General features: G+C 40.0%; 12 protein-coding genes. 2 read left to right on the forward strand and 10 right to left on the reverse strand.

From position 1 onward, the window contains the following. Position 1: 1 nt before the first annotated feature. From rsmG to fba, 3 genes are all read right to left on the reverse strand, one after another. Positions 2–721: a 16S rRNA (guanine(527)-N(7))-methyltransferase RsmG gene (rsmG, locus tag DWZ33_RS07280; RefSeq protein ID WP_118454338.1), complete on the reverse strand. Its 720-nt coding sequence runs from the start codon at positions 719–721 to the stop codon at positions 2–4. A 133-nt stretch (positions 722–854) separates the two neighbouring features. Then, positions 855–2120 carry a hypothetical protein gene (locus DWZ33_RS07285; protein WP_118454339.1) on the reverse strand — a complete coding sequence of 422 codons (1266 nt, stop codon included), beginning with the start codon at positions 2118–2120 and terminating at the stop codon, positions 855–857. A gap of 112 nt (positions 2121–2232) precedes the next feature. After that, complete coding sequence (gene fba, locus DWZ33_RS07290; protein WP_022939143.1) at positions 2233–3099, reverse strand: class II fructose-1,6-bisphosphate aldolase; 867 nt, start codon at positions 3097–3099, stop codon at positions 2233–2235. A 181-nt stretch (positions 3100–3280) separates the two neighbouring features. On the opposite strand from fba, the gene DWZ33_RS07295 reads away from it, so the two are divergent. Then, positions 3281–4582 (forward strand): hemolysin family protein, encoded by a 1302-nt coding sequence (locus DWZ33_RS07295; RefSeq protein ID WP_118454340.1) that lies wholly within the window; start codon positions 3281–3283, stop codon positions 4580–4582. Between the two features lie 55 nt (positions 4583–4637). Here DWZ33_RS07295 and rpoE read toward each other — a convergent pair whose 3' ends face one another. From rpoE to DWZ33_RS07310, 3 genes are read right to left on the reverse strand one after another with little or no spacing between them, the layout of a single operon-like run. Continuing rightward, on the reverse strand, positions 4638–4976 hold the full coding sequence (gene rpoE, locus DWZ33_RS07300) for a DNA-directed RNA polymerase subunit delta (RefSeq protein WP_022939145.1): 339 nt from the start codon (positions 4974–4976) through the stop codon (positions 4638–4640). A gap of 16 nt (positions 4977–4992) precedes the next feature. After that, positions 4993–6639, reverse strand: a complete 1647-nt coding sequence (gene argS, locus DWZ33_RS07305; RefSeq protein WP_022939146.1) for an arginine--tRNA ligase — start codon at positions 6637–6639, stop codon at positions 4993–4995. Continuing rightward, complete coding sequence (locus tag DWZ33_RS07310) at positions 6636–7031, reverse strand: DUF1934 family protein (protein WP_118454341.1); 396 nt, start codon at positions 7029–7031, stop codon at positions 6636–6638. The genes argS and DWZ33_RS07310 overlap by 4 nt, the downstream gene beginning before the upstream one ends. A gap of 344 nt (positions 7032–7375) precedes the next feature. Between DWZ33_RS07310 and DWZ33_RS07315 the strand changes: the two genes are divergently transcribed. Next, the gene (locus DWZ33_RS07315; RefSeq protein WP_118454342.1) at positions 7376–9250 is read left to right on the forward strand and encodes a transglycosylase domain-containing protein; all 1875 of its coding nucleotides are present in this window, start codon (positions 7376–7378) and stop codon (positions 9248–9250) included. Between the two features lie 80 nt (positions 9251–9330). Here DWZ33_RS07315 and DWZ33_RS07320 read toward each other — a convergent pair whose 3' ends face one another. The 4 genes from DWZ33_RS07320 to DWZ33_RS07335 form a co-directional block, all read right to left on the reverse strand. Next, on the reverse strand, positions 9331–9717 hold the full coding sequence (locus DWZ33_RS07320; protein ID WP_118454343.1) for a hypothetical protein: 387 nt from the start codon (positions 9715–9717) through the stop codon (positions 9331–9333). Positions 9718–9720: 3 nt separating this feature from the next. Next, positions 9721–10932: an HD domain-containing protein gene (locus DWZ33_RS07325; RefSeq protein ID WP_118454344.1), complete on the reverse strand. Its 1212-nt coding sequence runs from the start codon at positions 10930–10932 to the stop codon at positions 9721–9723. Positions 10933–10987: 55 nt separating this feature from the next. Then, on the reverse strand, positions 10988–11614 hold the full coding sequence (locus DWZ33_RS07330) for a YczE/YyaS/YitT family protein (RefSeq protein ID WP_118454345.1): 627 nt from the start codon (positions 11612–11614) through the stop codon (positions 10988–10990). Positions 11615–11728: 114 nt separating this feature from the next. Next, positions 11729–13507, reverse strand: coding sequence for an HAD-IIB family hydrolase (locus DWZ33_RS07335; RefSeq protein ID WP_118454346.1), 1779 nt, complete (start codon positions 13505–13507; stop codon positions 11729–11731). Between the last annotated feature and the right edge of the window lie 15 nt (positions 13508–13522).

The following is a 13522-nucleotide window of genomic DNA, read 5'->3' on the forward strand; positions in this document are numbered from 1 at the left end:
TCTATTCTCCTCTTAACGGATTCTTCTTAATCTTAGCAAACGCCCTCGGATATTGCTTCGGCGTTGATTTAACCTTCACAAATTCAACATTTACCCTTAAAGATCCATCACTCAAATTCACATCACTGCTGTTTCTCAGCTCACAGCCTAAAACCCGAATCGCTTTCTTGGCGGCCGCGACCTCTTCATGACCACTGGCACCCTTCATAGCGATAAAACTGCCGCCGACCCGAATAAAAGGAATGCATAACTCAGAAAGCATCGGCAGATTTGCCACTGCTCTAGCTGTTACATGATCAAAGCTCTCCCTGAAATCCGCACATGCCTCTTCCGCACGCGCATGCAGGCATTGAACATCCTCCAGTGCCAGCGCTTTAACTAATTCATTTAAGAACGTAACTCTTTTCCCCAAGGTTTCTATAATCGTAACCGATAAGTGCGGATATACGATTTTCAGAGGAATTGATGGGAAACCGGCTCCCGCACCAACATCACACAAAGAACCGCTGATATCAAAAACAAAGCTTGGTAAAATGGAATCAAGAAAATGCTTTTCATAAATTTCATCAATTTGCGTAATCGCTGTTAAATTCATTTTTTCATTCCATTCCACAAGCATCTTCGCATAAACATCAAATTGCTGCTTCTGCTTATCGTTTAACTCGATGCCATGACACCTGAGCGTCTCATAAAATGTTTCCTGTGTAAAATTTGCTGTCATCAATATTCCTCCAGTAAGTCATATTATATCAAAAAAACCGCTAAAGCTGAATAACTATCCACTGGAAAGTGTGCTTTTTTAATAAAACCATAAAATCAAAGAAAGGAGAAACCTTGCGATTTCTCCTGAGTCTTTAACGATTTGCAATTTCAACAAGCAATGGATAATAAACATAACGTTTATCAACAACCGCAAATGCCCGGTTAGCAATCCATTTAGCCTTATCTAAATTAATATCAACATATGCATGCGCATAACGATAGTAAATATAATCCTTGATTTCATTTTCTCTCAGCAGATATTCAAATGTTGAATCGCCCTTGCTGTAAAAACCATGAGCAATCTGAATATCAGCCAGATCGATTTGGAAGCGGAATTCCAATTCAGCGCATAAATCCGTAAACTGCGTGCATACCTCACTCATGAAATCTTCATAAATATCTACATCTTTATCCGCCCATTCAGGCAATACCTTTAATGCCATATCCATGTAGAAATTATAGTATTGAACCATATCTACACCAGTCCATGCCTTTAATTTATCAGTTGTTGATAATTTGAAACGTTCACCGTATTCCAACAGCTTGCCGGCAAAATAGAAGGCATCATGATAGAGCTGTGAATCTTCCTCAAAGCTAGTTGTCTTGCGATTCATAATCTCTTCAAGCGTTTTCTTCATCGCCTTGAAATCACTGGTCTTTACATCGACACGGCGTACTAGATCACCATACAGCACCTCAAGCACTGAACGGTCAAAATCTACCAGCTTGCATTCATCAATGATTGCTTCAATCGCTTTGGTAATCGTTTCATTTTCAATCAATAAGCGATGATATTCATCAAAAGTATAGAAAATATTCATCGCATTCATCTTCTGAATGCCTTCTTCTACGGTAAACGGTAAAACAACCGCTTCTGCTTCAGCTTTCTTAGCAGGGCGTTTTACAGCTTTTTTCGTTTTATCTTCTTTGACTTCCTCAACAGCCTTCTTCGCAGCTTTACGAGCTGGCTTAGCCTTTTCCTCAGTTGTCTCAGTCTTAGCTTTCACCGTTTTTTTCGGTTTTGCTTCAGCCTTAGGCGTTTCCGTCTTGGCTTTGCGGACTGCCTTCTTCCCTTCCACAGCAGCTGCCACTTCTTTTTCTTCCGGCTCAGCCTTATTTTCAAGCTTCTTAGGCGCTGCCTTGGCGGCGATCTTTTTAGGTTCTTCCTTAGCCGTTATTTTTTTAGGAGTTTCTTTTGCGGAAATTCTCTTCGGCGCTGCTTTTGCGGCAATTTTCTTAGGTTCTTCAGCGGCTGTAATCTTTTTAGGTTCAACAGCTGGTTCTTCCCCTACAACCTCTTTGACTGCTTCTGCTTTCTTTTCGATTTTCTTTTTCAAAACATCGTTCTTCTTAGCCATCGTCGTACACACTCCTTTAATGGTATATAACTACTTAAAGTATAGCACAAATCACCTGTTTCTCAACAGGAACAAAGAAAAAGCTGGCATACAGCCAGCATTATTTCTTAAATTAAGCCTGATTGTCAGAACCGAATTCTTTGATTTTATCAATAACCAGTTCCTTGATTGCATTGCAGCCAGGAGCTAATAATTTACGTGGGTCAAAGCCTTTGCCTTCTAAGTCTTTGCCTGCTTCGATGTATTTACGAGTTGCGTCAGCAAATACTAATTGACACTCAGTGTTAACATTGATCTTAGAAACACCTAAAGAGATCGCTTTTTTGATCATGTCAGTAGGAATACCTGAACCGCCGTGCAGAACTAATGGTTTACCGTTAGTTTTAGCTTGGATTTCAGCAAGTACATCAAAGTTCAAGCCTTTCCAGTTTTCAGGATATTTACCGTGAATGTTACCAATACCTGCAGCCAGCATATCTACGCCTAATGCAGCGATTTTAGCGCATTCTTCAGGATCAGCAACTTCACCGCCGCCGATAACGCCGTCTTCTTCACCGCCGATAGCACCAACTTCACATTCAACAGAAATGCCCTGTGAATGAGCTAAAGCGATAATTTCTTTTGATTTTTCAACGTTTTCTTCGAATGGATAGTGAGAACCATCAAACATTACTGAAGAGAAACCAGCTTCGATGCATTTTTTAGCACCTTCATATGAACCGTGATCTAAATGCAATGCAACAGGTACAGTGATACCCATTTCATCGATCATAGCTTTAACCATGTCAGCTACTGTTTTGTAACCTGTCATGTATTTTCCAGCGCCTTCACTTACACCTAAGATAACTGGTGAATTTGTTTCCTGAGCTGCTAATAAAATCATTTTTGTCCATTCAAGGTTATTGATATTGAATTGACCAACTGCATAATGACCTGCATGTGCTTTTTCAAGCATTTCTTTTGCTGATACTAATGCCATAAATAAATTCCTCCTTTTATTGGTTATACACAAGTATTATACTCAAACTAACATCAAATTGAAAGCCTAAAACTGCAACCTTTGCATAAAATATAGCTTTTTTGTGTGACAAAGACGTCATTTGCTTTTTCGTCTGTCTTATGTTATTATTTTTTCAATTTATTAGGAGGTGGATGATCGAATGGACATTGATCCCGATCTATTCTTACAAATTTTATTACTCATTGCCTTAACTGGCATCAACGCTTTTTTTGCCGCATCAGAAATGGCGGTCGTATCACTCAATAAAACAAAAATATCAACGCTGGCCCAAGAAGGCAACCGCAAGGCACAAAAGCTCCTAGAGCTGATTGATGAGCCAAACCGCTTTCTGTCAACGATTCAGGTAGCTATTACGCTGGCTGGTTTCTTTGCCAGTGCCAGTGCCGCTACCGGTATCTCGGTTTACCTTGCTGACTTCTTCAATCATTTCAATCTGCCTTACAGCGAAACGATTGCCGTAGTTATTGTAACCGTGATTCTGTCATACTTCACCCTTGTGTTTGGCGAGCTGTTTCCAAAACGTATCGCCCTGCAGAAGAGTGAGCAGGTATCATTGGCAAGCGTGAATATTATCATATTTGTATCTAAGATTGCAGCTCCCTTCGTCAAGATTCTCTCGGTATCCGTTACCGCGTTATTAAAGCTTTTCCATATGAATCAAGATGATATTGAGGATGCGGTATCTGAGGAGGAAATCAAGGCATTGCTGGCTGCCGGTACGCAGAGCGGTGTAATTAATGAGACAGGCAAGGAATTCATGGAGAGTATCTTTGAATTTGATGACAAGCTGGCTTATGAAATTATGACGCCGCGCCCCGATGTTTATATGCTTGATCTTGATGAAAATCTAAATCAGAACTTAGATGAACTGCTGGCTATGCGATATTCAAGAATTCCTGTCTATCAAAATGATCAGGATGAGATTGTCGGCATCCTGCATTTAAAAGATCTGATTATTGAAGCGAAGCAGCATGGCTTTGATAAGATTGATCTCAAGGCAATTCTTCAAAAGCCTTATTTTGTACCTGAAAGCATTAAAATTGATGTATTATTCAAAAAAATGCAGAAAGCTAAAATATACATGGCGATTCTGATTGATGAATACGGTGGTTTTGCCGGTATTGTGACCATGGAAGATCTAGTCGAAGAAATTGTCGGTGATATATCGGATGAAGACGATGAACCAAGTGAAGCGATTATTAAAACAGCTGACGGCAGCTATATTATTGCCGGATCAATCCCGCTTGATGATCTTAACGAAGGGTTAAAGCTGTCGCTGCACTCAGAGAATCATGAAACACTTAACGGTTATCTGATTGATCAATTAGGCATCATTCCTGATGATGACGCGAAAGATACGATTAAGATCGACAATTTATATTTTGAGATCCTTGAAGTAAAGGATAAATGCATTGAGAAAGTAAAGCTTAAAATTAATTAACACCCTCACGGGTGTTTTTTTCAATATAAAAGCCAGGTATTACCCTGGCTGTTGATTAATATTTATCTTCAACGATTTCGTCTTTTTCCTCTTCTTCATCAAGAAGCTCCAGTTCATCCTCTTCACCGTCATTTTCATCAATGATCAATGCATCCGTATCAACCACAACCTCATTAAAGGTATGACGGGATCTTAAATCCCATTTGTTTTCACCCATATGAACAAAGCGATTATCAAGGCCTAAATCCATATAGAACTGTGCTATATTATCATCTGCCTGTTGGGGAGTCAAACCGTCGATTTGGGCAACTTCTTCCCACAGCTTTAAAAATAATACGGGTTTCTTTTTCTTCGACATCAAATCAAATGCGATGTCAACCATAGGTTTCTTCATTCAAACAATTCTCCTTCTACATTTTTTCTATCGCTTCAACACCAATGAGGTTTAAAGCATTTTTCAGCGTTACTTTGCATGCCTTTAACAGGGCCAGACGTTCCTTGGTCAATTCAGGATTTTCAGCGTCAATGACCTTGCATGCGCCATAGAAACTGTGGAAATTTTGTGCGCATTTTTGAATATAGTTGCACATTTTATGCGGTGCGCGCTGAACAGCGACATCCGCAACGACACCAGGGAATTCATTCAGATATTTCATCAGGCTCACTTCTTTTTCATGCGTCAATAAATCAAATGACTCAGGGACTTCCGCATCACCTGCCTGACGCAGAATCGAACAAATTCTCGCGTGGGCATACTGCGCGTAGTAAACCGGATTCTCATTTGACTGCTTGCGGGCCAGACCTAAATCAAAGTCAAGATGGGTATCTAAAGCTCGCTGCACAAAGTTATAACGCACGGCATCAACACCGACTTCCTCGCATAACTCACGCACAGTAACCGCATTGCCAGTACGCTTTGACATCTTCACTTCCATGCCGTCCTCAACCAGACGAACCATTTGGATAATATCTACTTCCAAAGCATCAGCATCTTTGCCCAATGCCTGCATCGCTGCTTTCATACGCGGGATATAACCGTGATGATCAGCTCCCCAAAGATTGACTAGCTTGGTATAACCGCGGTTAAACTTACCGATATGATAGGCAATGTCCGGCAGCAAATAGGTGTTGGAACCATCTGACTTACGCAGAACACGATCTTTATCATCTCCGTATTCACTTGATTTAAACCAGATTGCGCCATCTTTTTCATAAGTCAGACCTAAATCGATCAGCTTATTCAAAGCCGCCTCTACTTCACCGTTATCATACAGTGACTGTTCACTGCTCCAAACATCAAATTCTACTCTGAATAAGCCCAAGTCAGCCTTTAGCTTATCTAATTCAAATTTGATTCCTTCCTTACGGAAATATTGATAACGTTCCTCTTCATCAGCATTAAGCCATTTTTCACCATCGCGTTCGGCAATCTGCTTCGCGATGTTTTCAACATCCTTGCCATAGTAGCCATCTTCCGGCATCTGCGCATCAATTCCGAAATTCTGCTGATATCTGGCTATTAAAGAATATGCAAGATTATTAATTTGATTACCTGCATCATTCACATAATATTCACGGCATACATCATAACCGCTGGCTTTCATACACCGAGTTAATGAATCACCCCAAGCTGCGCCGCGGGCATGACCTAAATGTAAATCGCCGGTAGGATTGGCAGATACATATTCAACCATGATTTTTTCATGATTGCCGACTTCATTTTCACCATAAGCATCACCCTGTGCAAGAATCTTAGTAATGACGCTGGCTAAGGTCGAACTCTTTACTTTAAAATTAATAAAACCAGGTCCTGCGATTTCCGCTTGTTCAAGATTACCGGCTGCTTTGTCTAAATTGGCAATAATTTTCTCGGCAATCTGACGAGGATTTTGATGCAGCTTCCGTGTCAGCTGCATAGCGATATTAGTCGCATAATCTCCGTGACTTTTATCCTTAGGTATTTCAATTGTTACCTCATCGGCTGCGATGGTTAGATCAAAACCTTTATTAACGGCATCGCAGATACATTCTTTTAATTTATTTTCAATTTCGTTCATGCATCATCTCTCCTTATTTTCCACAGTATCCGAAAAGAATCACTGACTTCATCACCGCTCATTACATCATATTCGACAGCAATTGTCTCATTAGCGCATAGATAGCGGCGGGTAAAAAGCTCAATCTGAAACTCACCAAACTCACTCAATACAGTACCCACAGTTTTCTCATTGTTTCTAAAATGCAGGGTACTGACTACTTCACCATGCCGGATAATTGTCAGCTGATCTTTATGTATAAACATTTCTACTTTTGTTGAAGCCGCATCAAGTTCATGATAAAAAACTTCTCGTTTATTTTCATCAGTTCTGATTTCACACATGCCATCGGCCATCAGAAACTCTTCATTTGTGATTTGATTCTTTTGCTTTACAAGAACCCGTTGTTTCATCAGCTTCACCACTCATCGTTTCGCATTATACCATAAACATGAGATACTGCAAGTAGATAATGAATTTTTTTCATTTCCCTGAAGTGAAATATTAAATTCCACTTTAACGAGAGCTAGGATAAAATACGTTCTTCAGCGGATTCAAGCGGGCATAAAAATACATGCTGAGCAGTGAATAAGGATTGCAAAAGGGCGCAGATATGTTTAATAATACGGTATCTTAAATCAACTTTTTAGACTCTTCTTCATCAAATATAACTTTTACTTTCATTTTTTATATTTCTTGATCCTTATGTCTGTTTAAATTCAAGCTTACTTTCCCATACTAGCCATGAGGTGATAAGATGCGCAAATTATTAAAATTCTTTCTCGCTTTTACAATCTTCGGCTTTATCTGCCTGTTCCTTTTTTATACCGCGGCAGCTTTTACACCTCTTGAATTAGATTCAAAGAAGGAACGTTTTACCATTTATGATATCAATAACAATATTTTATATGAAACTAATTTTAAAAAGGAACTGACCTGGACGCCGATTGAAGAAATTCCTGAAAATGTGAAACAGGCAGTTGTCGCTGTTGAAGATAAACGCTTTTATCAGCATCATGGTTTTGACGTTATCCGCATCACAAAGGCGCTGATCAGCAATTTAATGGAAGGCAGAATTGTGGAGGGCGGATCAACGATCACTCAGCAGATGGCTAAAAATCTCTTTCTAAGCAATGAACAGACTTTTACCCGTAAGCTGGAGGAATTATTTTACGCGGCCCGATTGGAAATGCAGTATGATAAGGACGCTATTTTAGAGGGTTATCTCAATACCCTGTATTATGGTCATGGCGTATACGGCATCAAAGAAGCTGCTGATTTTTTCTTTGGTTTACCCTTGAATGAACTGGATAATGCGCAGCTTGCGATGCTGATCGGCATTCCTAATGGGCCAAGCCTATATTCACCGCTGATTAATGAAGAAAATGCCCATTCAAGACAGGCGGTAATCTTACAGGTTATGGCCAATGCCGGTTTAATCAGTGAAGCGGAAATGCAGGCAGCCATCGAAGAACCCTTGATTTATAATGAAAATCATCAAGAAAATACCAATGCTTCCTATTATATTCAGGCAGTCATTGATGAGGTGAACGCAATGATCAGCCGTGGTGAAATATCATTAAAGGAAGGCGGCAATATTTATACATATTATGATCCTGACGTACAGAAAAAACTGGTTGAAAGCTTCAGAAATAATGTAGATCTGAACGATGAGCTGGAAACCTCGGCCATCATTACACAGCCCTTTACCGGCAATATTTTAGCGATACAAGGCGGTAAGGATTATACGATTACACAGTATAACCGTTCAATTTATGCCCATCGGCAAGTCGCATCAACAATCAAACCGCTGCTTTATTACACGGCCTTAGAATCTGGCTTTACACCCTCAACAACCTTTATGTCAACACCCACTACATTTCAGATAGACGCGCAAAATGAATATGCTCCGACCAATTATAACGAGCTGTATCCAAACCGTGAAATCTCAATGATTAATGCCATTGCCATGTCTGACAATATTTATGCGGTGAAAACCCATCTCTTCCTTGGTATGGATACATTAGATAATGCGTTAAAAGCCTTTGGCATCGAAAATTCACAGGCGGTTCCTTCTTTGGCGCTGGGAACGGTAGATATGTCGCTGCTGGAGCTGTCAACCATATACAATACGTTTGCATCCTGCGGGCAATACATCAAACCGGCCATGATATCCACGATTACCAACAGCTACAACAATGTGGTTTATGAACGCGATATGGAAACAAAACGTTTGATGAATCTTGATTCAGTGCTGATGATTAATCAAATGCTGACGGCAACCTTTGATATTAAAAATAAAACCGTAAACTTTCCAACAATGTACGGCAGTGAACCTAAAGTTCAGGTAGGCGCTAAATCAGGCACCAGTGAAGCTGATTCTTTAGTGATTGGTTTTAATCCTGAATATACGATCGCCGTATGGAGCGGTTTTGATGACAGCCGTCCGTTAGATAAAGAATACTATAACATTTCCAAACGCATCTTTCAGTCCACCTTTAATTCTTTGTATGAAGGTGAAGAAACAGCCGCCTGGTATCAGCTTACAAATAACCTTATGGAGCGCCGTGTTGACCCCATTACTGGCAAAGATTCTCTTTTGGGCAGTATCTATTGGTTTAAAAAGGAATAGAAAAACAACTGGTAAAACCAGCTGTCTGTTACTTCAATATTATTGATATATATTATTCTTTTCAGCTTCATACCGCTGTCTCATAGACTTGCCAGCCATTGCTGGGCATACTCCAATTGCTCATCGCTGCGGCAATACATTGTTAATTCAACAGGTTCAAACATACTGACTAAATCTTTTTTCATAGCCTGTTGTCCAAGTGTGAGAAGATAAATTTTATCACTCGCATAAGCCATGGCAGACTGCATCGCATTTTGTTTAGCACCTTGACAGTTCATACCATAATGCATCGCATACAATTGATCCATCAGCTTTTGAAACGCAGTAAACATACTGTCTCCGATGCCGGTAACAGCTCTTTCATCGAATAGACAATGGACAAGAAATTCATCCTTGGCTTCCTCTGTTTCAATACGGCATTGCTTCACGGATAAATCATCAAAACAAACAAGATCGATAAGATACATAGGTTAAACCTCAGGATAGAAAGCCTTTTTATCTTCCTTTGACTTGCCGCGGACAATTGCCGATACAATATCAGATATTTCTGATAATTCCTTTACTGAATCATCCTCGCAGATGACCCAAATATTATGTCCGTCACCCGCCTTATAAGGCTGATAAGGCCGCTGATACGCCTGATCACAAGCAAGATAATATTCTGTATCATAACCGCGCAGTGCTACTTCAGTGCGGATTGCATCGATATCCTCGTCATTATGAATCGTGGTATAGGCGAACAAACGACGATTCAGCAAGCGGCCTGCCAAATCTGCAAGGATTGGATCTTTGCCTGTTGTCAGCACAGTAAAGCCATATAAAGCCGCTGATTCATCAAGTATGAAATGATCATGCACATCTGGCTGAGCCTTTGCCAGAAACGGCAGAAACATCTTCAAATCAGACAGCCATTCAGGATGTTCACGATAAACCGTCTTCATTCGTTTAAATAATAAATGCAGGATTGTTTCATAACTGCAGGCAATCGGATGATAATAAACCTGCCAATACATATGATAGCGAGCCATGATGTAATCTTCAACCGTATGAATCCCGCTCTCTTTCACAACAATTTTGCCATTGCGTACACGCATAGTACGGATGATGCGTTCAAGATCGAATTCACCATAACTGGTACCGGTAAAATAAGCATCACGCAGCAGATAATCCATTCGATCCGCATCAAGCTGTCCGCTTACGATTTGATTCAGTAAAGGATTGGGATGATCATAGGTAATAATAGATGCCACAGCCTGCGGGAGCCGTGCATCCACCGCTCTTAGGATATGATTAATTTCTGTATCTTCAAGAATAATCCGTACTGTGAACTCTTCATGTTTTACTGATGAAATGGCTTCAAACGCATGGGAAAAAGGCCCATGTCCGATATCATGCAGCAAGCCCGCCAGCATGACTGTCATCTTATCATATTCACTCAGCTGCTCATTCAGCGCATGCACCTCATACACCATTCGCCGCACAATTTCATAAACCCCTAACGAATGTGCAAACCGGCTGTGTTCAGCCGTATGATAAACCTGAAAATTACCGCCAAGCTGATGAATTCTTCTTAACCGCTGAAATTCACGGGCATTGATGCAATCCCAGATAACCTGAAGGTCTACATGAATATAACCATGAATCGGATCTCTTAATACTTTTGTTTCACTTGTTCTCTGCATAATAAATCCTCCTTGACAGTATTATAGCTTCTAATCTTACATTATTCATGTAACATTATGAGTATTGTTCCTTATTTTGCATTTTAAATCTTAAATTGAATTGATTGGTAAAGAACGGAATTAGCTTACCTAATGCAAAGATGGCCACAAAAGTGCCGATTGTCACCGAACCGCCTAAGATCATACCGGAAACAAGAAGCAGAATATCACATGTCCAGCGTATCATATGGAACGGCTTTTTCATTTTATCAACTAATCCTAAAATTAAAGCATCGTATGAAAATTTACCAAGATTAGCATCAATCATAGCCGCGATGCCGATTGCCATTAAAAGCAAACCGCATGCGAACATTACAAATGTGATCCAGCCTTGCTGGTGAGGAATCAAGCCCATAGCGAAATCAATTCCAAACTGGGTAAAAAAAGGTGTGATCAAGGTACCTAAACCAAGCTGACGCCAGTCAATGATGCCCGCCAGTATCAGCATACCGATCGCCGTGCAGGTACTTGCTGCCCCCACCGTTATATTAAAGGTTGATGACACGCCGCCATAAAAGACTGTAATCGCGTCGGCTCCCCAGCCTGACTGATTGCACAGGCCGATCGCGAACCCATTTAAAGCAGCGCCGCCTATTAAAAAAAGCGCACGAAGAACAAGTTTATACATATTTATATTTTTCATAATTTCCTCCGTCACGATTCATGCTATTTTATCTATTATATCATTTTTTTGTAATCAAGTGCATTTTTTGCATGACGAAAAGTCTATCATTATCGATAGACTGTTTCTAATTTATTAACCCATAATATGATGGATAGCCGCTTCAACACTGTCAGCCTGATTAGCTGCCGCTTTAATGACTTTCAAATCCCCAGAAGAAATTGCAAAGCTATTATAAGCTTCAATCATAGGCAAATCGTTAAAGCTGTCACCAATAACAGTAACTGCTTCTCTTTCAAGACCAAGTGCTGACTGCAGACATTTAACTGCTTCAAGCTTACCGGTTCGATACGCTACAATATCAACAAAATGCGTATTCAGATATATCTGACAATTCAACTTTAAAGCTTCAGCCTGTGCGATAAACAAACTTGCTGTACTATCATCTCTGAATTCTATATTCACTGAATATAGCTGCTTCATTACCTCTCGCTGTTCAATCTGTGGTTCATAGGATGATGTTTTCATTTTATTCATGATCGAATCAGTATCCATAATATTAAAATACATCCCTGCTTTACCTGTCAAAGCATATCCTTTAATCTGAAATTTACTTATTAATTCAAACAATTCCTCCATTTCAATAGCAAGCGGATGATCGATCAAAACTTTGCCACATCGATCAATTAAATAAGCACCGTTATATGCTCCGAGAAAATCATAATTAATCTTATGTTTGTCCAAATCGCACTTTAAATTAGACAATGATCTGCCGCTGATAAAAGCTAGATAATTATGTTTAGCATATTGATTTACAGCAGCCACATCGGCTTTTGAAATAACGCCATGCATTGAGATTGTACCGTCTACGTCAGAAACAAACAGCGCGGGTGCATGTTTTGATGGCAGAATACAAGCTTGGCATGTACGGCATTGCAGACAATCCGGTGATGCTTTCTTGCCATAATAATAAGCATTAACGAGATTGGGCTCACATAATAAAGCACGGCTCATTGAAACTGCAGCGATTGATGTCGTGCATAACAGTTTTTCTACAGCCTTCAGACTGCGTACACCCCCCACTAAAAATACTGGGATATTTACTTTTTCAGCAATCAGTGCCGCTTCTGATTGATAAAACAGCTCCCCTTTGCGTGCTGCATAATCACCCCCACTTATCTCAATTGAATCAACGCCTGCTTTTGTTAATAAGCCGCATAATTCTAAAGCTTCATCAAAGCACATGCCATTAATATTAAAATCTGAACAATGCACTTTTACACTAATATGAAAATGCTTGGAAACTTGCTTATCAATTGCTTTTATCACTTCAACAAGCAAGCGAGCTCGATTGCTGATTGGGCCGCCATACTCATCCATTCGCTGATTCATTCGAGGATCTAAAAATTGTGAAAACAAATATCCATGTGCGGCATGGATTTGTATACCGTCAAATCCACAACGCTCTGCACGTATAGCCGCAGTTACAAAAATATTAGTGATTGTCTTTAATCTTTCCTTGCTCATAGCTTCTGGAACCAATCCTGATGATATATGAGGTATAGCCGAAGCACTTTCAATACAGCCCAATGAGGACGAACTTCCGCCGTGAACAAGCTGAAGCAAAAGTTTTGTATCATAACAGTGAGCCAAAGCTGTCAGCCGCTGATACTCAGGTATAAAGCTGTCATCATAAAACCCAGCCATTCGTGATTTAACTTTAAAAGCTTCATCAGGATATGTATAGCCAGTAATAAGCATGGCTGCGCCACCTTGCGCCAGTTTCTCATAATGCTGATAATAAGCTTCACTCAAATGGCCATTATCCAAACAAAGACGTTCTGACGTAGCTGATCGAATAAAACGGTTCTTTAATTCAATGTTTGTTAACCGCACGCTCTCAAAAGCCTTCATAAACTCTCCTTTCAA

The sequence above is a fragment of the Dielma fastidiosa genome (assembly GCF_003475485.1).
Lineage (GTDB): Bacteria > Bacillota_I > Bacilli_A > Erysipelotrichales > Erysipelotrichaceae > Dielma > Dielma fastidiosa.